Raw genomic sequence first — 22,840 nt, 5'->3', positions numbered from 1 at the left:
CACGGTCAATGGATATCGGGGAGCGCTCAGGCGGCCACGGCAACCCGTGGCGCCGCACTCAGGGCGGTGAGCGCGCGCGCATCGAGTTCGCCCGCCGTCTCGCTGCGCACGGCCGCGGCCAGCGCGTGGGCGGTCGGGTGGTCGAACACCACGCCCGGCGCGATCTCCACCTGCAGGCGCCGGCGCAGCCGCGCCACCAGCTTGATCACCAGCAGCGAATGGCCGCCGAGCGCGAAGAAGTCGGCGTGCGGGTCGACCCGGCCCTGTTCCAGCAGTTCGGCCATCAGCGCGCAGATCAGGGTCTCCACGGCATTGGCAGCGGATTCCGTGGCAACTTCCGGCGCCGGTGCGGCAATGTCGCCCTGCGATGCGGCCAGCGTGCGCAGCGCCGCGCGGTCGGTCTTGCCGTTCGGCAGCCGCGGCAGCGCAGGCAGCGCGCTCAAGCGCGACGGGACCATCGCGTCGGGCAGCATGGCGGCAAGCGCGCGCCGCAGCGCATCCGAGTCGGCGGAGCCGGCCGATGCCGGCACGATGAACGCGCACAGCACGGCTGCGCCGCCGGGGCCGGGCGCGGCACAGACCGCAGCCTGCGCCACCGCCGGTTGGGCCAGCAACGCTGCCTCGACTTCCGCCGGCTCGACGCGGATGCCGCGGATCTTGACCTGCTGGTCGGCGCGGCCCAGCAGTTGCAGGCCGGCGGGGGTGGCGCGCGCCAGGTCGCCAGTGCGGTAGAGGCGCTGCCCTGCCGCGAACGGGTCGTCGACAAACGCCGCGGTGTCCAGGTCCGGGCGGCCGAGGTAGCCATGCGCCAGTTGCGGACCGCCGACGTAGAGCTGCCCGGCCACGCCGGCCGGGACCGGGCGCAAGGCATCGTCCAGCAGCCGCACGCGCGTCGCGCCCAGGGCCCGGCTGAGCGGCGCCGTGCCGGCGGGCCACGCCGGATCCTCCGCCCCGATGGCGTGGACCATCACGCCGATGGTGGTTTCGGTCGGGCCGTAGTGGTTGAAGATCCGGCAGTCCGGTGCGTGGCGGCGCAGCCCCTGCACCAGGCTGGCGGGCAAGGGCTCGCCGCCCAGGATCACGGTGGCGGGCATGGCTGGGGCGTCGGTTTCCAGCAGCGCCGCCAGGTGCGACGGCACGATCTTGATGGCGTCGACCTCGCGCCCGCGCAGGTAACGGGCGAAGGCGGCAGGATGCGCCATGTCGTCATCGCTGGCCACCGCCAGGCAGGCGCCCTGCCACAGTGCGGCGAACAGCGTGGTGTTGCCAAGGTCAGCCGCGACCGACGACGTCAGGCCGAGCCGCCGGCACGACGCCAGCGACAGCGCCTCGCACACCGCCGCGGTGTAGTGGCTGATCTGCCGGTGGCCGATCACCACGCCCTTGGGTTCGCCGGTGGAGCCGGAGGTGAAGAGCACGTAGGCGGCGTCTTCCTGTGCGCTGGCAAATTCGCCATCAACCTGTGCGGCCTCGGCCAGCAGCGCATCGGCACTGATCACCGTGGCGTCATCGTGGGCAGCCTGCTGCGCGATGGTCAGCACCGGCGCCGACTGCGCCAGCACGCTGCGGCGGCGCGCCTGCGGCCACGCCGGATCGAGCGGCACATAGGCGCCGCCCGCGGCCCATACCGCCAGCAGGCTCGCCACCAGCGCGCCGCTGCGCGGCAGCGCCAGCGCCACGCGCGTGCCGGGGCCGACGCCGAGCGCGCGCAGCCGTTGCGCGGCGGCTTGCACGGTGCGCTGCAGGCCGGCGTAGTCGAGCTTCAGGTCTGCGGCATCGAGCGCGAGTGAATCCGGTGTCTTCCGGGCATGCTGGGCGATGCGTGCGAGCACGCTCTGCCCTGCATCCGCGGGTGTTTCGCCCGTCCAGCACTGCGGCACGCGCAAGGTATCGTCCACCGGCCACGACAGCGATTCCAGCGGGGCATCGAGCGCCACTGGCAATGTGCCGATCAGAGCCGCCAGATGCGCCAGCACCCACTGCGCCACGCGCGGATGCAGGACGCCTGCGCGGGCATACAGCGCGAGCGCCGCCATGCCCTGCCCGTCGTCCAGCACCTCGCACACCAGGTCGAAGCCGGGCCATGCCGGGCTGGCCATCGCCACGCCGGCGGGCGGCAGCGGCGATACCGCAAACCCGATACGAGGCGCGGCATCCCCAGGCTGCCAGGCTTCCTGCCAGGCGGCATGGCTGTCGAGTCCCGGCAGCCATGCGCGCCAGTGCTCGGCCACGCTGCGCTGCCCGTCCCAAACCACGCTGACCGGCAGCGCCTTGACGAACACGCCCGCCGCATCGGCCATCACGTCATAGTCGCGGCGGCAGTCGTGCAGCCATGCGCCGCTGAACGCCGGCTGCGCACACAGGCGCGCCAGCACGGTCCACCAGGCCGCCTGCACCACGCGCTCGGGCGTGGTCCCGAACTGTCGTGCCGACGCGGCCAGCGCCTGCCGGTGCGCGCCATGCAGTGTGTGGCGCCAGGTGTTGCTACCTTGCGCTGCGGTGGTTCCGGCCAGCGCATCGGGGATGCGCAGCGGGGCCGGAAGGCCGGCGGCCTGCGCCTGCCAGTACGCGCGGCCGGCGCTGCCGGTGCCGTCTTCGCCCAGGCGCGCGCCTTGCTGCCAGTCGGCGTATTGCGCGTATTGCAGCGGCAATTCCTCATCGCCATCGATCCGTGCCGGCGCATCCACTGCATCGCGCACGCTTTCGGCAAGCCTCAGCACGGTGCTACGGTCTGCCGCCAGCGGACTGACCAGCAGCCACAGCGTGGCGCCGCCCGCGGGCAGCGGGCTGATGCAGGCGCGCAGTACGTCGCCGGTCGCCGGGTCGAGCAAGGGCTGCGACGGCGCGTCGCCGGGCGCGGCGATGGCCGTGGCCACACCTTCGGTGCCCGCCTGGGGCATGCATGCCACCAACTGCTTGCCATCGTCGATATACGCGGTGTGCAGCGCTTCATGCCGCGCGCGCAGCGCGGCCAGCGCCGCATCCACGGTGGCAGGGTCGGGCTGGCTGTGCAGCGAGATACGCGCTATATGCGCGCCCGGCGCCGGCGCGTTGCGCCATTGCTGCCAGGCGGCTTGCTGTTCGGGCGTCGGGGTCCAGGCGGACTGCAGCTCAGGCATCGGCGTTCTCCTGCGGCACCGCGGCGGCATAGCCGTCGAGCTGGGTGCGTTCAAACATATCGCCCATCGCGACGACGATCTTGCGCGGGCCTTCATAGGGGTCGCGGGCGTGCGCGGCGAGCATGTTGTCGAGCATCACCACGTCGCCGCGCTGCCAGTCGAAGCGCACGGCGCAGGCCTCGTACAGCTCGCCGATCAGCTTCATCGCCTCGTCCGGGATCGGCGTGCCGTCGCCGAACATCACATGCCGCGGCATGCGTTCCAGCCCCACCATCTCGAGCAGGTCTTCGCGCACGTCTTCCTCCAGGCACGACACGTGGTGCAGCTGCACCTGGTTGAAGAAGCTGCGCTCGCCGGTGACCGGGTGGCTGACGATGGCCGGGCATACGGTGCGGGTCTGCAGGATGTCGCCGTCCAGCCAGCGGCAGTCGATGCCGGCGGCGCGGCAGCGCGCCTCGACTTCGGCGCGGTCATTGGTCTTGTAGAAGTCGCGCCAGTCCACGTCCAGCCGCGGCGTGAAGGTGCGCACGTACATCAGCTGCCGGCTGGCGAACTCGGCGGCCAGCGCGGGCGGCAGGCGGCGCAGCAGTTCGCGGCAGTCAACGATCGGGGTGGCGCCGCCGATGGCCGACGGGAGCTCGCAATAGAACCACTGCTTGCGCGGCCAGCGCTCCAGGTGCGCGCTTTCGTTGTGGTACAGGATCATCTGGCGCTCGGGGTACGGCGTGGAGCGATAGGTGTTGCGGCCGCCCTCCTTCTTGGGCAGGTCGCCATAGCTGCCGTACAGGCCGGGATGCATCGCTTCGGCAAAGGCCTCGAAGGCCTGCGGCGTGGGCAGGTCGAAGCCGCGGAAGACGACGCCCGCGTGCCGATGCAGCGTGTCGACGATCAGGCCGCGCGCCCGGGCGGCCCAGGCGACGGGATCCAGGCCCGGCGCCGCCGGCTCGATCACGATGGGAAAGACCTCACCGGCCCGCAGCGGGCGCAGCCGCACCTGGCTGGCCGGGTCGGCGGCGGACGGCACCGCGGCGGGAGCGAGGGCGGCCGGGCGTGGCCGCGCCAGCGACTTGAGCTGGTCGAGCTTGGCCGTCATGCGTTGGCTGGTTTCCATGGTTCGGGACTCCTCGGGTTTCGGTTGGGTCGGGCGCGCGGCGCCCGGGACAAGTTCGGCGACGTGGTCGACGGGCTGGTCCGGCGCGCGCAGCAGCGCGTCCAGCGTGGCCAGCCACTCGCTGGCGAAGCGCCCCACCGTGGCCCGCTCGAACAAGGCGGTGGCGAACACCCAGTCGCCGCGCAGCGCGGCGGCTTCCTGCCCGCCCTCGGGCTCAAGGAACAGCGCCATGTCGAACTTGGAATTGCGCTCCACCGGCGGCAGCATCTCGGTATGCACGCCGGGCATGGCGAGCTGCCCGGCCGGCGTGTTTTGCAGCACGAACAGCGCCTGCACCAGCGGATTGCGGCTGCGGTCGCGCGCGACGCCGGCGGCCTCGACGATGCGGTCGAACGGCAGGCCGTCATGCTCGAACGCTGCCAGCACGTCGCGCCGGCAGGCCGCCAGCGTGTCGCGGAAGCTGGCGCCGGCGACGCGCCGGGAGCGCAGCGGCAGCACGTTGACGAAGAAGCCGATCAGCGGCTCCAGCGCCGCGTCGTGGCGGCCGGCGACGTCGGTGCCGAGCACCAGGTCGTCCATGCCGGTGACGCGGTGCAGCCAGCACTGGAAGCTGGCCAGCAGCACGATAAAGGGCGTGACCTGCGCGGCCCGGGCCAGCACATGGACCTGCGCCATGCGCGCGGCGTCGATGTGCAGCGGTACGGCATCGCCTTCCATGCGCGCCACCGGCGGGCGCGCGCGGTTGGCCGGCAAGGCCAGCGCCGCCGGCGCGCCGGCGAGCGCGCCGCGCCAGTAGGCGGTCAGCTGGTCAAGCGCGGCGCCGCGCAGCCAGTCGCGTTGCCAGGCGGCATAGTCGGCGTATTGCAGGGCCAGCGGCGGCAGCGGTGGGACCTGGTTCGGCGCCAGTGCGCGGCAGTAGCCATGGGTGATCTCGTCGAGCAGCAGCCCGACCGACCAGCCGTCGGACACCAGGTGGTGCATCGCGACCAGCAGCACGTGTTCCTGCGGTGCGCAGCGCAGCAGCGTGGCGCGCCACAGCGGCGCCTGGCCGAGCGCGAAGGGCCGTGACGCATGTTCGCGCATGGCCTCGCGCAACGCCGCGTCGCGGGCCTCCGGCGCCAGCGCCTGTAGGTCGGCCATTGGCAGGCCGATGCCGGCGGCGGCATCGATGCGGGCGAACGGTTCGCCGTCGTCGTCGGGATAGGCGGTGCGCAGGATCTCGTGGCGAGCGGCCACGGCGGCCAGGGCCTGGCGCAGCGCGGCAACATCCAGCGCCCCGCGCAGGCGCAGCGCACCAGCCATGTTGTAGGCGGCACCAGCATTGCCCTGCAGGCGCTCGACCAGCCACAGCCGCTGCTGCGCCATCGATACCGGCATGCGCGCGGCGCGGGGGACAGGCATCAGCGCCGGCATCGCCGCCGCAGGCGCCGCCGTGGCCAGGCGCGCGGCAAAGTCGCGTAGCACCGGAGCTTCGAACACATCGCGCAGTGCGGCCTGTGCGTGGCCGGTGGCACGCAAGCGTGCGACCACGCGGGTGGCGATCAGCGAATGGCCGCCGAGGCGGAAGAAATGACTGTCGCGGCCAACGCGCACGCCGGGGAGCAGTGCCTCCCAGATTTCCGCCACGGCTTGCTCGACCGGGTTGGCCGGGGGATCGCCCTCCTCGCCGGCGGCTGCCACCTGCGGCGCGGGCAGCGCCTTGCGGTCGATCTTGCCGTTGGCGTTGAGCGGCCAGGCCGGCATGCACACCCACGCGCCCGGCACCATGTAGGCCGGCAGCCGCGCCGCGACGCTGGCGGCAAGCTCCGCTTCCAGCACGGCTTGCGCGTGGCCGGCTTCTGGCTGCCAGTAGGCCGTCAGCCATTCGCTGCCGGCGGCCTGGTACACCGTCACCAGCGCCTGGCGCACGGCGGGATGTGCGGCCAGCACGGCCTCGATCTCGCCCAGCTCGATGCGGTAGCCGCGCAGCTTGACCTGGAAGTCCTTGCGGCCCACGTATGCCAGCACGCCGTCGGCCTGCCAGCGGCCGAGGTCGCCAGTCAGGTAGCGGCGGCTGCCCGGGGCGCCGGTCGGATCGGGCACGAAGGCGGCCGCGGTGCGGCGCGGGTCGGCCAGGTAGCCCCGGCCCACGCCGGCGCCGGCCACCGCGATCTCGCCGATCACGCCGGGTGCGGCCAGGTTGCCGTCGGCATCGAGCACCTGCAGCACGGCATTGGCGGTGGGACGGCCGATCGGCACGGTGTCGCCGGCCTGCTCCAGGCTATCGGCAGACAAGGGGTGGAAGGCCACGTCGTCCGAACATTCCGCGGGCCCGTAGGCATTCATCAGCGGCACCGCCGGGTAGCGCCCGATCCAGGCGCGCGCGGTGGCGGGCGGCAGTGCCTCGCCGGTGGGCAGCACCCAGCGCAGCGCCGGCAGCGGCGCGTCGCGGCCCTCCGCGGCCTGGCAGTCGAGCATGGCCTGCAACAGCGACGGCACCGGTTCGAACAGCGTGACGCCGCGCTGCGCCAGCAGCGCCGTCAGCGTGGACGGATCGCGCACCACGTCGTCGGCGACGATCTCCACGCGGGCGCCGAACAGCGGGGCGGCCAGCGCCTGCCATACCGAGATGTCGAAACACGGCGGCGCGGTCTGGGCGATCACATCGCCCTCGCCCAGCCCCAGCGGCACCACCTTGGCCAGCATGTTGTTGAGCATGCCGGCGCGCGTGACCAACGCGCCCTTGGGTACGCCGGTCGAGCCGGAGGTGAAGAGCACGTAGGCGAGCTGGGCGGGGTGCGACGATGCCGGCAATGACGTTGATCCCGCAGCGGTGGCCTCTACGGCGGCCAGCGTCCGGGCACCGGTGACGCCTGCATCGGCGAGCGCGGCAACGCCTGCAGCATCCGTCAGCACCTGCGCGGGGCGCGCCTGCGCCAGCACCTGCTGCCAGCGCGCCGGGGGATGGCTGACGTCGAGCGGCACCCAGGCCGCGCCGGCGCGCAGGATACCGGCCAACGCGACCAGCCAGTCGAGCCCGCGCGGCATCAGCACTGCGACGACGCCATCCTGCGTCACGCCCGCGGCGCGCAGGCCCTCGGCAAGCCGGCCGGCACGTTGCCACCAGTCGCCATAAGTCAGTGCGGCGTCGCCGCAGTGCGCCAGCATGCGCCCCGGATGCGTGGCAACCCGGCGCGCCACGTGCTGGATATAGTCGTCGTGCAGGGCGGCGGGCGACACGCTGGTGTCATCGCTCGCGCCCCAGTCCTGCAGCCGTGCGCGCGTGGCTGGCTCTAGCATTTCGACAGCACCGACATGCGCCGCGCCCTCGGCCAGCGATGCCAGCACGGCCGCGTACGCGTCCATCCATTGCGCGAGGCGTTCCGACTCAACGCGGCCGGCATCGCAGGTGAAGCGGATGGTGAAGCGGCGATCGGGCATCACTTCCAGCGTCAGGCCGTAGTGGGTCTGCTCGATGTTGTCGTGCTGGCACAGGCGCAGGCCCGCCACCTCGCGTGCCCGGTCGTTCAGGTCGGGCAGGTTCTGGAACACCATCAGCATGTCGAACAGCGCGCCACCGGTGCCGGCCTGCGCCTGGATCGCGGCGAGCGCGGCGTGCTCGAACTCGCGCATGGCGATGCCGGCGTGCTGCGTGGCCTGCAGGTAGTCCGCCACCGCCAGCGGGCCGCGCGGACGGAGCCGCAGCGGCAGTGTGTTGATGAACACGCCCAGCATGCGCTCGGCGCCGTCGAGGCCCGAGGGCCGGCCGGCGGAGGTCACGCCGAAGACGATATCGTCGCTGCCGCAATGGCGCGCCAGCACGATGCCCCACGCCGCCTGCATCACGGTATTTAGGGTGACGCGATGCGCGGCGGCCAGCGCGCGCAGGCTGGCATCGAGTCCGGCCGGCAGCACCAGGTCGCGGCACAACGGCACCGCATTGGTGTGCGCGGCCGCCGGCGCGATACCAGGCAGCACGGTGGGACCGGGCAGGCCGGCGAAGGCCTCGCGCCAGAAGGCCTGCCGCGCCGTCGCGGGCTGCGCGGCGAGCCAGGCGATGTAATCGCGGTAGGGCCGGCGCGGCTTCGGTGCATGGGCCGGATCGGCATAGCGGGCCAAAGCCTCGTCGAGCAGTTGCACCGAGCCCCAGCCGTCGACGATCAGGTGGTGCCGGCTCCAGACCAGCCACCATCCCTGCTCGCCGGTGCGCAGCAGTGCCAGCCGCATCAGCGGCACCGCCGCCGGGTCGAAGCCACCCGCGCGGTCGGCGCCGCACCAGGCTGCAAGCCGCTCGGCCAGCGCCGGTCCGTCATTGCCGCGCCAGTCCTCGACTGCCACCGGCAACGTGGCGCGGGCATGCACGCATTGCAGCGCGCGGTCGCCGCAACCGGCTTCGCCCGGCGCGATAAAGGTGGTGCGCAGGATCGGGTGGGCGTCGAGCAGCGCCTGCCACGCGGCGGCCATCCGCGCCGGGTCGAGCGGCCCGTCGATTTCCAGCACCAGCTGGTTGACGTAGGCGCCGTTGCCGCCGTCGCGCAAGTGGTGGAACAGCAGCCCTTCCTGCAGCGGCGACAGCGGATAGGCATCCTCGATGCCGCCCTGCGCGGCGCGCAGGCGCTCCAGTGCTGGCGCGTCGCAACCGCTCAGCGCAAATGGCTGTGCCACAGCCGGCGTCGCAGCGGGAGCGGCGGCAGGTTGCGCGCGCGCGGCGAGATGCGCCGACAGGCGCGCCAGCGTCGGGTGCGCAAACAGGTCCTTGGGCGCCAGCATCAGTTGCTGCGCGCGGGCCTTGGCCACGATCTGCAGCGCCAGGATGGAATCGCCGCCAAGCGCGAAGAAGTCGGCATCGCGGTCGATCTCGTCGCGCTGGAGGATCTCGCGCCAGAGCGTGCGCAACGTCTGCTCGATGGCAGCACTTGCGTCGGCCGGTGCGGCGCACGCGCGCAGCGCGGCGGCCAATGCCGAGGGCGTGGGATGGGCGAACAGCAGCTTGGGCGTCAGCGCCAGACCGGCCTGGCGCGCTTGCGCGACCAGCTGCAGGCCGAGGATGGAGTCGCCGCCCAGGGCAAAGAAGTTGTCGTCGGCACAGACCGCATCGCGCCCGAGCACGCTGGCCCACAGGCGAGCCAGTGTGGCCTCGGTGTCATCCCCGGAGGTGGCGCGGGCAGGAGCGGCGCCTTCATCGTGCACCGGTGGCAAGGCCTTGCGATCGACCTTGCCGTTGCGCAGCCGCGCGAAGGCATCGCACGACACGAAGGCCGCCGGCAGCATCGGCGAAGGCAGTGCCGCGGCCATGGCGGTGCGCAGCGCGGCCAGGTCGAAGCCGTCTGCAGGTACGAGATAGGCGACCAGCCGCAGGCCTTCGCCTGCGGGCGAGGGCTGCGCCAGCACCACCGCATCACGCACGTGCGGCGCCTGGCGCAGCCAGGCTTCAACTTCGCCGGGTTCGACGCGGAAGCCGCGGATCTTGACCTGGGCATCGGCACGGCCAAGGAAGACGATGGCGCCGTCATCAGTCATGCGCACGCGGTCGCCGNGGCGGCGGGGGGGGTACGGGCGGCCGCCGCTCTGGAACGGATCCGGCACGAAGCGCTCGGCGCTCAGCGCCGGGCGGCGCAGGTAGCCGCTCGCCACGCCGGCCCCGCCGACGTAGAGTTCGCCTGCGGCACCGCGCGGCACGGGATTCAGGTGGCGATCCAGCACGTGGGCGCTGACGCCGGGCAGAGGATGGCCGACCGGAATCGCACCTGGCGCTCCGCTCGATGGCACCGCGTGCGTCAGGCAGCCGACGGTGGTTTCAGTAGGCCCGTAGTGGTTGACCACGCGGCAGGCCGGACGCAGGGCCTGCACGCGCGCCACCAGCGCCGCATCCAGCGCCTCGCCGCCGAACACCAGGCATTGCCGCGGCACCAGCCGCGCCGGATCGGCGACGGCCAGCAGCGCGCGCAGGTGCGAGGGCACGATCTTCAGGCAATCGACCGGCCGGGCTGCCAGGGCGCTGGCGAGGGCCTCGGGGTCTTCGCCCAGCGCATCGTCCGGCACGCGCAGCGTGTGGCCGCCCAGCAGCGCGCCGAACCAGGCGGTGTGGCCCAGGTCCGCGGTCACGGAGGACAGCGACGCCATCGACGCTCCCGCCGGCAGGGCCAGCGCGTGCAGCACGCCGGCCGCGTAGTGCGCGAGGTTGCCTTGCGTGACGACCACGGCCTTGGGCGTGCCGGTCGAGCCGGAGGTGTAGATCAGGTAGGCCGGCTGGGCAGGCACGGCAGCGGGCCATGTCGACGGGAGGGTTGCAGCATTTGCTTCCAGGGAGGCGGCATGCCAGCCTGCATCGGGCAGCGCATCCGCCAGCCACTGTGGCCGGCCACCCTCGCCCACTACCGCTTTCAGGTGCGCATCGGCCGCCAGCTGTGCCAGCCGCGCGGCGGGCATGGCTGCGTCGAGGCACAGGAACGCGGCGCCCGCTTTCCACGCGGCGAGCATGGCCACGGCCATGCCGGCGCCACGCGGCAGCAGCAGGCCGACCACGTCGCCGGGGCGCACGCCATCTTGCTGCAATCGCGCAGCAAGCGCGGAGGCGGCAGCGTCGAGCGCACCGTAGGACAACTGCGCATCGGCAGCGTCTACCGCAAGGCGCTCCGGATGCGCGCGCACGCCGGCCTCGAAGGCCGCCAGCGCGGTGGCGTGGGCTTGCGTTGCGGTGCCACTGGCCTGCGCATGCGAAAGCATCGCCGCATCGAACAAGGACAGATCGCCGACACGCACCGCGGCGTTGTCGATCACCGCATCCACCGCAACCCGCAGCGCCGCGATCAGCCGCTGCACTGCCTCCGGGGCAAAGCGGTCGGCGTCATAGCGCCACTGGCCGCGCAGGCGCTCGCCTTCGTCCTGCCAGCGCAAATTCATGTCGTTGGCCGCACCGCGCTGCGTGGCCAGGTATTCGCGCAGCAGGTAGCGGCCCAGCACCTTGCGCGGGCCCACCGGCACGAAGGTCGTCATATGCCGGAACAACGGTCCCGAGGTGCGATCCGCGCCGCCCATGCGCGCCAGCGGATATTGCTGGTGGCGCAATGCGCCGCGCATCTGGCGGGCGCAGTCGCGCACCACCGCGGCAAAGGCCGGGTTGGCGGAGAAATCCGCGCGCAACGGCACGGCGTTGAGCGTATAGCCGATCAGGTCGGCATGCTGTGCGCCGGAGCGTCCGGCCGTGGGCGTGCCGATGAGGAAGTCGTCCTCGCCGCTGGCCCGGTGCAGCACGATCTTGAACAGCGCCAGCATCACCACGAAGACGCTGACCTCCAGCCGCGCGGCGAGGTCGCGCAGGCCCTGCGTCTGTTGCGCCGTCAGGTGGAATTCAAGCTCGGCGCCGCGCAGGCGGGGCTCGACAGCGCGCTCGCCGGCCAGCGCTGGCGCCGCGGGCGCGTCCTCGAGTACGCTGTCCCAGTAGGCGCGCAGCGATGCACCACGCGGCCCCGCCAGCAACTGGCGCTGGCGCACCAGCCAGTCGCGGTAGCGGCCCGCCTGCGACGCCATCGGCGGACTGGCCGGGTCATTGGCACGCAGCGCTTCGTAGGTCGCAAGGATCTGGTCGCAAACCGTCTCGAAGCCGAGGTAGTCGCCGGCGATATGGTGCATGCCGGCACACATCCACATGCGATCGGTGCCGTCGGCCTGGCGCGAGACCAGGAAGCGGAAGCGGCAGACCTGGCCCGCGTCGGGGTCGAACGACTCGTCCGCTTCGCGCTCGAACCAGGCCATCAGATCGGCCTCGGCAAGGCCGTCGGCGCGCGTCAGCGAAACCTCGGCTTCAAAGCCGGCCGGCCGCGCCATCACGATCTCGCCGTCCTCGTCCAGGTAGGCGCTGTGCAGCGCCTCGTGGCAATCCACCACATGGCGCGCGGCCTGCTCCAGCAGGTCGAAGCGCAGGCCCGGCGCCAGCTCGATCGTGAACACCATGTTGTACGCGGCGCTGTGCGGATGGCGGCGATGGAAGGCCAGCAGCGCCAGCTGGCCGGGCCCGGCGGGATAGCGGTCGAAATAGCCGGGATGCGCGGCCAGCCAGGCATCGGCCTCGGCGGCGCGCGTAGCGAGCAGCGCGGCCGCGGCGTCCAGCGCCTCGGGGCTGGCGACGCAGCCATCGGCCACGCGCCAGCGCCCGTCCTGCAGGCGCAGGCGCACGCCATCGGCGCGCAGGGTTCGCATCAGGGCGCCGGTTTCGGCCGGCAGGGAAGCTACGGAAGATGACATGGCGAAAACGTTGGAGATGACAAAGCCCTGGCCCGCAGGGCGGCCAGTGGGCGTCAGGACGGCGGCGGGATCAGCCCAGGCCGGGCGGCGCGGGCTCGGCCATGGCGACGATCACGCGGCGCGGGCCGCTGAAGGTGCCGCGCCCGTGGGCGGCCAGCATGTTGTCGAGCATCAGCACATCGCCCTGCTGCCATGGAAAGCGCACGGTGCAGGCGTCGAGCGTGGCGCGGATGGTGGCAAGGGCGTCGTCCTCCAGCGGCGCGCCGTCGCCGTAGACGACATTGCGCGGCAGTTCGTCGACGCTGCCGACCACGGCGAGCAAGGCCTCGCGCACGTGGGGCGCGAGCCCCGAGACATGGAACAGGTGGGCCTGGTTGAACCACACCATCTCGCCAGTCACCGGATGCCGCGCGACGGCCTGGCATAGCTGGCGCGTGCGCAGCTCGCCATCGGCCTTCCATTCGAATTCGATCTGCTGTGCGCGGCAGAAGCGCTCCACCTGCGCGCGGTCCTCGGTGTTGAAGGCGCGTTGCCAGCTCAGGTCGAGGCCATTGCCATAGTTGCGCACGTACATCAGCCGGCGCGCGGCGAAGCGTTCGCGGATGACGGGCTCCAGGCGCTGGTAGACCAGCCGGCTGTCGGCGATGGGCGTCTCGCCGCCCGTCTCGCTCGGCTGCACGCAATGGAACCAGATCTTCATCGGCCACTGCAGCGTGTACGACTGCTCGTTATGCAGCGGGATGACCTGGTGCGCCGGGTATTCGGTGGAGGTATAGACGCCCTCCTTCACCTGCGAGCGCGGCGTCGAGCCGAACTCATAGCTCAGCAGCGGATGGCCGAAGGCGCTGGCGAAGGCGCGGAAATCCGAATCGTCGTCAAAGCGGAAGCCGCGGAACAGCACGCCGCCGACGCGCGGCAACTGCTCCGTGGCGATCGCGGCCATGGCGCCGAACTGGCGGCGCCAGTCGGTATCGCCGTCGGGCGTGACCACCAGCGGCAGCGCGCTGTGCGCAAACATCGGCGCGGTGCGCAGCGCGCCCGCCCCGGTTGTCGCTGCGGTGGCAGCCGCGCCGGAGCCGGCGCGATGGTCCGCATGGAGGTCGGCGATGGTAGCGGTCGTGTCCAAATCCATATCCCTGTTCCCTCGCTGGGTTCGTTCGCGCTTGCCGCACGGCGCCGGAAGAGGCGTTGCAGCGGGGCCTGAGGCGGGAGGGGCGCGGCCACGCGAACAATGTCTGCACATTGGATGGAAGGCGAGTCTACCGGAAATATTTACGAATGGAAATACAAATCATTATCATTTACGATGTAGCCTTCGACGTTTTTGTTGTCTTCAACGTTTTCCTTGCCGGCGCGGCACCGACTGCGACGGCAACTCAAACCACCTGAAGGAGCACAGCCATGAGCTGGGATCATCCCGACACGCGTTTCCACGTCGTCCGCAACGATGAAGGCCAGTATTCGATCTGGCCCGACTACAAGCCCGTACCGGCAGGATGGGCCAGCGTTGGCTTCCAGGGCAGCCGCGACGAGTGCCTGGCCCATATCGAGACGGTCTGGACCGATATGCGTCCGCTGAGCCTGCAGCGCGCGCTGGCCGGCGCATGAGCCCCGCGCAGCCGATGCGCGATCCCTGGTACGCCGTGATGCCGGGCCGCAGCGGGCCGGCTGCCGGCGATCGCGTGCGCCTGTACTGCCTGCCCTATGCCGGCGCCGGCCATACCGCGTACCACGGCTGGCGCGCCGCGCTGCCCGCCGCGATCGAGCTGGCGCCGGTATGCCTGCCCGGACGCGGCACGCGCACTGCCGAACCGCATGGCGCATCGATCCATGCGCTGGCCAGCGCGCTGGCCGCCTCGATCGCGCGCGCGGCCCGAGCCGAAGCGCCGCGCTTTGCGCTGTTCGGCCACAGCATGGGTGCGCTGCTGGGGTTCGAGACCGCGCGCGTGCTCGAGACCGTGCATGGCCTCTCCCCTGCCGCGCTGGTGGTGTCCGGGCGCGGCGCGCCCGCGCTGCCGTCGGCACGGCCGCCGTTCAGCAGCCTGCCGGACGGCGCCTTTGCCGACGTCATCGCCGCCATGGGCGGCATGCCGGCCGAGATCCGCGAAACGCCGGAAGCGCTCGCCTTCTTCCTGCCCGTGCTGCGCGCGGATATCGCGTTGTGCGAGGCCTGGCGCTACCGTCCCGGCCCGCGGCTGGGCTGTCCGGTCACCGTGCTCGGCGGCAGGGACGACGTCCACGCCCCGCCCGCGATGCTGGCGGCGTGGCGCGACGAGACCCTGCACGACTGCAGCCACCGGCTATTCGCGGGCGGGCATTTCTTCCTGCATGAAGCGGCGCAGGACGTGCTGGACGCGGTCACAGAAGCCGTACTCGGTTGCGCGATCCGCACCGCCGGAGACCACGGCCATGCTCTCGCCTGACATGGCCGCGCCAGCGCACGGCGAGATCCACGTCTGGCACGTGGCAGTCGACGCCGCGGCAGACCTGTCCACGTTATCAGCAGATGAACGCGTGCGCGCCGCCGCGTTCCGGCAGCCCGCCGACCGCGCCCGCTTCACCGCGGCGCGCTCGGCCCTGCGCGCGATCCTGGGGCACTGCCTGCGCATGGCGCCCGACGCCGTGCCGCTGGTCGCCAACGCTTTCGGCAAGCCCGAACTCGGCGGCAAGGACACAACGGCCCTGCAGTTCAACGTCAGCCACAGCGGCACGCGCGCCGTGATTGCCTTGTCATGCGAGCCGGTCGGGATCGACATCGAAGCCTGGCGCGCCGACATGTCGTGGCCCGCCTGGCACGACAGCGCGGCCGTGGCCTGCGCCCCCGACGAAATTCGCTGGCTGAGCGCGCTGGCGCAGCGCCAGCCGCAGGACGCCATGCTCGCCTTCCTGCGCCTGTGGACCGCCAAGGAAGCGTGCAGCAAGGCCGTCGGCACCGGGCTGTCGGCTGCGCCGCAATCGGTACGCGTGGCGCTGCCGGCGTGCGCTGCCTGCGTGCCGCCGCTGGCGCGCGCCGGGGCCGACCTGCGCGTCTGGCATATCCACGATGCGTGTGGCCAGCCCGATCACGATACCCGCTACGTTGCCAGCCTGGCCACGCCACTGGCCGCCGCGCGCGTCGTGCACCGGCAGTATCCGCCGCGCGAGCTGCCTGCGCGCGCGGCCAACCCAACTTGTCCGGCAGCCTCGATGCCGGGCCCTGCAGTCAACGTCCCTGTTCAACGCCCCCGTTAGGAACGAAACCATGACGCCTCCCTCGCTCGCCACGCACGCCCACGGCCAACCCGCGCCGTTCTCGGCTGGCGCCTTCGTCCGGCAAGCGCCGATCCGGCTCGACGACAACCCCTACCTGCAGCGCCAGTCCGCGCGCGAGTCCAACGCCCGCTCCTATCCGCGCCGCATCCCGCTGGCGCTGGAACAGGGTTATGGCGTGTATTTGCGCGATACCAGCGGCCAGCTCTTCATCGACTGCCTGGCCGGGGCCGGTACCCTGGCGCTCGGCCACAACCACCCGGCGGTGGTGCGCGCGCTGCGCGACACGCTCGACAGCGGCCTGCCGCTGCATACGCTGGACCTGGCCACGCCGGTCAAGGACCGCTTTGTCGACGACCTGTTCGGGCTGCTGCCGCCCGAGTTCGCCGCACGCGCCCGCATCCAGTTCTGCGGTCCCACCGGCGCCGACGGCATCGAGGCGGCGCTCAAGCTGGCCAAGACCGCCACCGGCCGCCATACGGTGCTGAGCTTCGCCGGCGGCTACCACGGCATGACGCACGGCACGCTGGCGCTGATGGGCAACCTCGGCCCCAAGGCGCCGCTGGGTGCGCTCGGCGGCAGCGTGCAGTTCCTGCCCTACCCGTATGACTACCGCTGCCCGTTCGGCCTGCGCGGCGACGCCGGCATCGACGCGGGCCTGCGCTATATCGAGCAGATGCTGGCCGACCCGGAGTCCGGCGTGCTGCCGCCTGCGGCGGTGGTGGTGGAAGCGGTACAGGGCGAAGGCGGCGTGATTCCCGCGCCCGCGCGCTGGCTGCGTGAACTGCGCCGCATCACCCGCGAGCACGGCATCGCGCTGGTGCTCGATGAAGTGCAGACCGGGCTGGGCCGCACCGGGCGCATGTTTGCATTCGAGCACGCCGGGATCGTGCCGGACGTGCTGGTGCTGTCCAAGGCGATCGGTGGCGGGCTGCCGATGTCAGTGGTGATCTACGACAGCGCGCTCGACGCGTGGCAGCCGGGCGCGCATGCCGGCACCTTCCGCGGCAACCAGCTGGCGATGGCGGCGGGCTCCGCCACCATCCGCACCCTGGTCGCGCAGGGCATCGTTGCCCATGCCGAGACCATGGGCCAGCGCCTCGCCACGCGGCTGCGGCAGTTGCATACCGCGTGCCCCGCGATCGGCGAAGTGCGCGGGCGCGGCCTGATGATCGGGGTGGAACTGATCGACGAACGTGCCGAGCCCGACGCGGTGGGCGCCTACCCGGCCGACGGCACCTTCGCGCGCACGGTGCAACGCGAATGCCTGCAGCGCGGGCTGATCGTCGAACTGGGCGGACGCCACGGCGCCACGGTGCGCTTCCTGCCGCCGCTGGTCATCGGCGAGGCCGAGATCGACCTGGTGGCCGAGTTGTTCGGCGAGGCGGTCGGCGCGGCGCATATGCAATGCCGCTGAGCGCTTGCGCGCCGTTCCGCGGTGGCCGGGGCCACCGCGGAACCAGCTTCAGGACGCGTCGCCGCGCAGCATCTCGCGCAGCCGGAATTTCTGGATCTTCCCGGCGGGCGTGGCCGGCAAGGCGTCCTGCACCACGAGCTTCTCGGGGATGTACTGCAGGGCCATCTTCTGCGCCTTGAGCCAGTCCACCATCGCCGCCTGGTCGAACGCCTGGCCGGCGCGCGGCACGACAAAGGCGCAGGCGCGCTCGCCCAGGCGCTCATCGGGGTAGGCGACGATGGCCACCTGCGAGACCGCGGGATGGCGGTACAGCAGGGTCTCGACCTCCAGCACGGGGATATTCTCGCCGCCGCGGATGATCACGTCCTTGCTGCGCCCCTCGATGCGCAGGTAGCCGCCGGCATCCAGCCGTGCGAGGTCGCCGGTGTCGAACCAGCCATCGGCATCGGTGCCGTTGAGCTGCGGGCGCTTCAGGTAGCCACCGAAGTTGGAACAGGCGCGCACCAGCAGGCGGCCGGTTTCCCCTGGCGGCACATCGGCGTCGGTACCGTCCACGATTCGGATTTCGACACCTGGCAGCGGGCAGCCGTCGGTGGTCGAGGCGCGCTCGTCGCTGTCATCCGGCAGCGTGGTGGTGACCGCGCCGTTCTCTGTCATGCCCCAGGCCGACACGATCTTCGCGCCGAGCGCCTCGCGCGCGCGCTCGACCAGCGCGCCGGGAATCGGCGCCCCCGCGCACAGGAAGGTGCGCAGGCTGGGGACCGGCGCGCCGGACTCCGCCACCACACGCGCCAGGTCGGTCAGGAACGGCGTCGAGCCCATGGTGAAGGTCACGCGCTCTTTGCGGATCAGCGCGGCGGCGCGCGCAGGTTCCCAGATGTCCTGCAGCACCGCATGCGCGCCGAGCACCACCGGCATCAGCAGCCCGTACATGAAGCCGGTCTGGTGCGCCATCGGCGAGGCCATCAGCACCACATCGTCGCCGGTCAGGCGCAGCCGTTCGGCGTAGGCGACGATGTTGGAGAACAGCGTGTTGGCGCTATGCATCACGCCCTTGGGCTCGCCGGTGGTGCCGGAGGTGTAGATCAGCTGGGTGACGTCGTCCGGGCCGGGGCGGCTGCGCAGCAGGATGTTGGTGGCATCGGGCTCATCTTCCCAGGCGGGACCGCTAAGCAGTGCTTCAAAGCTGTCCGCGCCATCGCCGCCGGCAACGACGATGTGGCGCAGCGCCGGCAATGCCTCGCGCAAACCCTGCAGCATCTGCGCATGGCCGAAGCCGCGGAATGCCTGCGGCACCACCGCCACCTTGCATTGCGCATGCGCCATGCATGAACGACAGCTCGCGCTCACGGAAGATCGGCATCAGCGGGTTGAGCACCGCGCCCAGCCGCGCGCAGGCGAGATACAGCACGGTCAGGTGCCAGCCGTTCGGCAGCTGGCACGACACCACATCCTGTGCGCCGATGCCGAGGCGGTTGAGCCCGACCGCCACCCGGCCTGCCATCCGGGCCAGCTCGCGCCAGGTGAAGCGCGTCACGCAGCCGCTGTCGATGCTCAGCGCCGTCAGCGCTGGGGCGTCGGGCCGGTCGCGCACGCAGGCGGTCAGGTAATCGTTGACGGTGCGGTCGTGCCAGTGCCCGGCGGCAATGCTGGCGGCACGGCGCGGCGCGATCAGTACGGCGTCGAAATCCATGGGTGTCTCCTCTTTATCGGCTGGCTCGGACGGTCGTGTCGCTGCATCAGGCCGGTACGGCTTCGCGCCCCGCACGCGTGCGGGCGATGATGGTCTTCATGATCTGTGCCGTACCGTCGCCGATCTGGAAGCCGAGCACGTCGCGCAGGCGCTGTTCCATAGCCGCCGTGGCCGAACTACAGCAGGCACTGGTGCACCACGTCGTACGCCAGCTTGGGCGCCCACCACTTGCACATCGCCGCCTCGGCGGTATGCGGCAGGTCACGGTCCTTGAGCCACAGCGTCTGCAGGCACAGCAGGCGCGCGCCCTGCACCTGGGTCTCGAAATCGGCGAGCGGATGCGACACGCCCTGGAAGGCCGACAGCGGCTTGCCGAAGGCCTGGCGCTCGGCCACGTAGGCCCAGGTCTCTTCCAGCGCGGCCTGCGCCACCGCCAGCACCTGCAGGCCGATCAGCGCGCGCGAGAAGTCGAAGCCCTGCATCACCTGCACGAACCCCTCCCCCTCCTTGCCGAGCAGGTGGCTGGCGGGCACGCGCACGTTCTCGAAGAAGATCGAGCCGCGCCCGATGGCGCGCTGGCCGTGGCAGTCGAAGCGGTTGCGCGTGATGCCCGGCAGGTCCATCGGCACCAGCAGGGCCGAGACCCCGCGGGCGCCGGACTCGACCGATCCGCTGCGGGCAAAGACCACCGCGGCATCGGCCTGGTCGGCGGCGGAGATCGAGGTCTTCTCGCCGTTGAGCACATAGAAGTCGCCATCGCGTTCCATGCGCAGGCGCAGGCTGGCTGCGTCGGAGCCGCCGCGCGGCTCGGTCAGTGCGATCGCCAGCAGCGCCTCGCCGCGCGTCAGGCGCTGGAGCCACGGCGCGGCGATTTCCGGCTGCGCATGGTGCGCCAGGATCTGTCCATTGAGGGAAGCCAGCAGGTTGATGTACGACAGGCTCAGGTCGGCGCGCGCCACGGCTTCATGGATCACGCCCGCGGCCAGCGAGCCCATGCCCTGACCGCCATACTGTTCCGGCAATTCAGGCGCGATAAAGCCCATCTCGCCCATTTCGCGCATCAGCGCGCGGTCGAGCACGCGAGTGCGGTCGCGCTCCAGGTAGCCGGGCGCCACGCGCGCATCGGCAAACCGGCGCGCGTGCTCAGCCAGCGCCGTCAGGTCTTCGTCAAGGTAGGGATTCATGGTGGTCTCCGCTCGTTCGGACGGCACGGCTTACTTGGCGTACTTGCGGAAGTCGGGCTTGCGCTTTTCCTGGAAGGCCTTCACGCCCTCGCGCGATTCCTCAGTGTCGTAGTAGAGCTTGAGCGCGTACATGCCCATGCCCGCGATGCCGCCCTGGTGCGCGGTGTCCATGTTGAACGAGCGCTTGGCGATGGCGATGGCGATGGCGGTGGGGCTCTTCTCCATGATCTCGTCGCACCACTTCTGCACCTCGACATCGAGCTGCTCGTGCGGCACCACCGCATTGACCAGCCCCATCGCCAGCGCTTCCGCGGCCGGATAGCGGCGGCACATGTACCAGATCTCGCGCGCCTTCTTCTCGCCCACCACGCGCGCCAGGAAGGCGGTGCCGTAGCCCGGGTCGACCGAACCGACCTTCGGCCCGACCTGTCCGAACACGGCCTTCTCCGACGCGATGGTGAAATCGCAGATCGTGCACAGCACGTTGCCGCCGCCGACGGCATAGCCCTGCACGCGCGCGACCACCGGCTTGGGCACGTCGCGGATGGCGTTGTGCAGTTCTTCCATCGGCAGGCCGATGGTGCCGCGGCCGTCGTACTGGCCCTCGTGCGCGGACTGGTCGCCGCCGGTGCAGAAGGCCTTGTCGCCGGCACCGGCCAGCACGATGGCGCCGATTTCGCGGTCATAGCCGGCGCGGTTGATGGCGTGGATCAGTTCGTCGCAGGTGCGGCCGCGGAAGGCGTTCATCTTTTCCGGGCGGTTGATGATGATCCAGGCGGCGCCGTTGCGCACTTCGTACAGGATGTCTTCGTATTGCATGGTGGTCTCCGTGGTCTGATTGAGTTGTGGGTTCAGCCGTTCATGGTCAGGCCGCCGGACGCGCTCAGTACCTGGCCGGTGATAAAGGCGGCGTCGTCGCCGGCGAAGAACAGCACCGCGCCGGGCAGGTCGTCGGGCTGGCCGATGCGGCGCAGCGGGATCGAGCGGGTAAAGGCTTCCACCAGCTTCTCGGGGTTGCCCGCGCCCTGCTTGTAGTCTTCGAACAGTGCGGTCTCGGTCGGCCCCGGGCACACCACGTTGACGGTGATGCCGTGGCGAGCGTGTTCGCGGGCAATCGTCTTGGAGAACGACACCAGCCCGCCCTTGCACGCGGCATAGACCGCCTCGCCGGACGAACCCACGCGCGCCGCGTCCGAGGCAATGTTGACGATGCGCCCGCGCCGGCGCTCGACCATGCCCGGCAGCACCGCGTGGTGCATGTGCAGCGCGCCGGTCAGGTTGATGGCGATCAGCCGCTCCCATTGCGCCGGCTCGGTCTTGATGAACGGCTTGAACACATCCCAGCCGGCGTTGTTGACCAGCACGTCCACCGGACCCAGGCCCTGCTCCACCGCCGCCACCGCGGCATCCACCCTGGCGCGCTCGGTGATGTCGCAGCGAAGCGCCAACGCGCGCCCGCCAGCCTCGCGGATCTGGCCGGCGACGCGCTCGGCCGCTTCCGGGTTCAGGTCGAGCACGCCCACCGCCGCCCCGGCGCGCGCAAAGCGCAAACAGGTTGCGCCGCCGATACCTCCGCCACCACCGGTCACGATGACTGTCTTGCCTTCAAGTCCTTGCGCAGCGTTCTCCTTTCAGGATTCCGGTGCTATCGTGCCGGCCATGACGCCGTCACATCGCACCGCCAATTAGGTAAATATATTTACCTATAATAGGAGGCAGTCGTTGCCTGCGCAAGACGCCAACACTGTGGAAAAGACTATGGTTAACCCGGAATCAGGAGCAGAATTCCCGACAAACGCGCGCATGGAACTGGCCAACCGGCTTTTCTTCCGGCTGTACCAATGCGCAACTATGTTGCATAAAACGGGATCACGAGCCGTCGAGGCAGAGGGCCTGACGACGCAGCAGTGGGCCGTGCTCGGCGCGTTGTCGCGTCCGGAAGCCGCCGATGGCATGAGCGTGGGCGACCTGGCCCGCTATCTGATGGTGAGTCGGCAGAACTTGTCAGGACTGGTCAGCCGGATGGAACGCGACGGCCACGTCACGCTGGCCCCGGACGGCCGCGACCGCCGCTCACGGCTGATACGGATGAGCGAGCCGGGACGGGAGGTCTGGCTGCACCAGGCGCAGCCGAAGATCCGTGCCTATTACGAGCAGGCGCTGGCGGGTTTTTCTACCAATGACCTGACGCACACGCTGCATTACCTGCTCAAGTTGCTGGATAACATGCGCGCGCTAGACACGCCCGACAGCGCGGACGGTGGCAGTCCACAGGACTGAGCCGCACGCAGTATCGCAACTGAAACACACTGGCCGGCCGGAACAGCCGGCCGCGCGCCCGCGGTCCGCATTCTGGCCTGCCGCGCCGACTGGCGCGCAATATGCGTTGGCATGAAGTTGCTCAGACATCGCGAGCATCAACGGCGAAGCGCCATGCCATTCGCGCCTCGCCACGCCCCGAAGCCCTGAACCACTGCCCCGGCCGCTTGCGCCATGCACGTCGCCGGGACGGCGACCGATCCAGCCATAACCGGAGGTCCCGCCATGACCCGCTACATCGTGCTAGCCAGCTTCACCGACCAGGGCATCCGCACCGTCAAGGACACCACCAAGCGCGCCGCCGCCGTGCGCGAGATGGGAGCGCGCCTGGGCGTGCAGATGAAGGACATCTACTGGACGCTGGGCGAATACGACATCGTGCTCACCGTCGAAGCGCCCGACGACGAGACCATGACCAGCTTCGGGCTGACCATCGGCGCGGCCGGCAACGTGCGCACCCAAACCCTGCGCGCCTTCAACAGCGACGAGATGCAGGGCATTCTCGGCAAGATGGGCTGAGCCATC

Annotated in this window: 10 protein-coding genes and 3 pseudogenes; 6 read left to right on the top strand and 7 right to left on the bottom strand. The window is 71.0% G+C overall.

Annotation, left to right across the window (positions count from 1 at the left end; translation table 11 throughout):
* Positions 1 to 26: 26 nt before the first annotated feature.
* The 3 genes from CF68_RS30555 to CF68_RS30545 form a co-directional block, all read right to left on the bottom strand.
* Positions 27 to 3,119, bottom strand: coding sequence for an amino acid adenylation domain-containing protein (locus CF68_RS30555; RefSeq protein ID WP_051591764.1), 3,093 nt, complete (start codon positions 3,117 to 3,119; stop codon positions 27 to 29).
* Positions 3,112 to 12,453 carry a non-ribosomal peptide synthetase gene (locus CF68_RS30550; RefSeq protein ID WP_200872616.1) on the bottom strand — a complete coding sequence of 3,114 codons (9,342 nt, stop codon included), beginning with the start codon at positions 12,451 to 12,453 and terminating at the stop codon, positions 3,112 to 3,114. The genes CF68_RS30555 and CF68_RS30550 overlap by 8 nt, the downstream gene beginning before the upstream one ends.
* 70 nt (positions 12,454 to 12,523) lie before the next feature.
* Positions 12,524 to 13,471 (bottom strand): TauD/TfdA family dioxygenase, encoded by a 948-nt coding sequence (locus CF68_RS30545; protein WP_051591775.1) that lies wholly within the window; start codon positions 13,469 to 13,471, stop codon positions 12,524 to 12,526.
* Positions 13,472 to 13,854: 383 nt separating this feature from the next.
* On the opposite strand from CF68_RS30545, the gene CF68_RS30540 reads away from it, so the two are divergent.
* Genes CF68_RS30540 through CF68_RS30525 form a run of 4 tightly spaced genes read left to right on the top strand, consistent with a single transcriptional unit; the run spans position 13,855 to position 17,119 of the window.
* Complete coding sequence (locus CF68_RS30540) at positions 13,855 to 14,061, top strand: MbtH family NRPS accessory protein (protein WP_010810192.1); 207 nt, start codon at positions 13,855 to 13,857, stop codon at positions 14,059 to 14,061.
* Positions 14,058 to 14,876: a thioesterase II family protein gene (locus CF68_RS30535; protein WP_051591763.1), complete on the top strand. Its 819-nt coding sequence runs from the start codon at positions 14,058 to 14,060 to the stop codon at positions 14,874 to 14,876. The genes CF68_RS30540 and CF68_RS30535 overlap by 4 nt, the downstream gene beginning before the upstream one ends.
* Positions 14,863 to 15,684 carry a 4'-phosphopantetheinyl transferase superfamily protein gene (locus CF68_RS35635; RefSeq protein ID WP_161786886.1) on the top strand — a complete coding sequence of 274 codons (822 nt, stop codon included), beginning with the start codon at positions 14,863 to 14,865 and terminating at the stop codon, positions 15,682 to 15,684. Before CF68_RS30535 ends, CF68_RS35635 begins: the two co-directional genes overlap by 14 nt.
* Positions 15,685 to 15,694: 10 nt before the next feature.
* On the top strand, positions 15,695 to 17,119 hold the full coding sequence (locus CF68_RS30525) for a diaminobutyrate--2-oxoglutarate transaminase (RefSeq protein ID WP_035826365.1): 1,425 nt from the start codon (positions 15,695 to 15,697) through the stop codon (positions 17,117 to 17,119).
* 48 nt (positions 17,120 to 17,167) lie between these two features.
* On the opposite strand, the pseudogene aliA reads toward CF68_RS30525, so the two are convergent.
* From aliA to badH, 4 genes and pseudogenes are all read right to left on the bottom strand, one after another.
* Positions 17,168 to 18,812, bottom strand: a pseudogene (gene aliA / locus CF68_RS30520) (cyclohexanecarboxylate-CoA ligase).
* Between the two features lie 46 nt (positions 18,813 to 18,858).
* Positions 18,859 to 19,996 (bottom strand): annotated as a pseudogene (gene aliB, locus CF68_RS30515) (cyclohexanecarboxyl-CoA dehydrogenase).
* Positions 19,997 to 20,026: 30 nt separating this feature from the next.
* Complete coding sequence (badI, locus tag CF68_RS30510; RefSeq protein WP_035826363.1) at positions 20,027 to 20,815, bottom strand: 2-ketocyclohexanecarboxyl-CoA hydrolase; 789 nt, start codon at positions 20,813 to 20,815, stop codon at positions 20,027 to 20,029.
* Between the two features lie 32 nt (positions 20,816 to 20,847).
* Positions 20,848 to 21,612, bottom strand: a pseudogene (gene badH / locus CF68_RS30505) (2-hydroxycyclohexanecarboxyl-CoA dehydrogenase); the annotation flags it as partial.
* Between the two features lie 142 nt (positions 21,613 to 21,754).
* Between badH and CF68_RS30500 the strand changes: the two are divergent.
* Positions 21,755 to 22,276 (top strand): MarR family winged helix-turn-helix transcriptional regulator, encoded by a 522-nt coding sequence (locus CF68_RS30500; RefSeq protein ID WP_035826357.1) that lies wholly within the window; start codon positions 21,755 to 21,757, stop codon positions 22,274 to 22,276.
* A gap of 264 nt (positions 22,277 to 22,540) precedes the next feature.
* Complete coding sequence (locus tag CF68_RS30495) at positions 22,541 to 22,834, top strand: GYD domain-containing protein (protein ID WP_013953318.1); 294 nt, start codon at positions 22,541 to 22,543, stop codon at positions 22,832 to 22,834.
* The last annotated feature ends 6 nt before the right edge of the window (positions 22,835 to 22,840 follow it).

It is taken from the genome of Cupriavidus sp. SK-4, assembly GCF_000611125.1.
GTDB lineage: Bacteria > Pseudomonadota > Gammaproteobacteria > Burkholderiales > Burkholderiaceae > Cupriavidus > Cupriavidus necator.
Note: the sequence above shows the minus strand (reverse complement) of the source record. Positions and strands in the feature narration are given on the sequence as shown.

Bases quoted from the DNA above. Each gene is read 5' to 3' on its own strand.
- CF68_RS30555 (WP_051591764.1), bottom strand. From the start codon at position 3,119: ATGCCTGAGCTGCAGTCCGCCTGGACCCCGACGCCCGAACAGCAAGCC.
- CF68_RS30545 (WP_051591775.1), bottom strand. From the start codon at position 13,471: ATGTTTGCGCACAGCGCGCTGCCGCTGGTGGTCACGCCCGACGGCGAT.
- CF68_RS30540 (WP_010810192.1), top strand. From the start codon at position 13,855: ATGAGCTGGGATCATCCCGACACGCGTTTCCACGTCGTCCGCAACGAT.
- CF68_RS30535 (WP_051591763.1), top strand. From the start codon at position 14,058: ATGAGCCCCGCGCAGCCGATGCGCGATCCCTGGTACGCCGTGATGCCG.
- CF68_RS35635 (WP_161786886.1), top strand. From the start codon at position 14,863: ATGCTCTCGCCTGACATGGCCGCGCCAGCGCACGGCGAGATCCACGTC.
- CF68_RS30525 (WP_035826365.1), top strand. From the start codon at position 15,695: ATGACGCCTCCCTCGCTCGCCACGCACGCCCACGGCCAACCCGCGCCG.
- badI (WP_035826363.1), bottom strand. From the start codon at position 20,815: ATGCAATACGAAGACATCCTGTACGAAGTGCGCAACGGCGCCGCCTGG.
- CF68_RS30500 (WP_035826357.1), top strand. From the start codon at position 21,755: ATGGTTAACCCGGAATCAGGAGCAGAATTCCCGACAAACGCGCGCATG.
- CF68_RS30495 (WP_013953318.1), top strand. From the start codon at position 22,541: ATGACCCGCTACATCGTGCTAGCCAGCTTCACCGACCAGGGCATCCGC.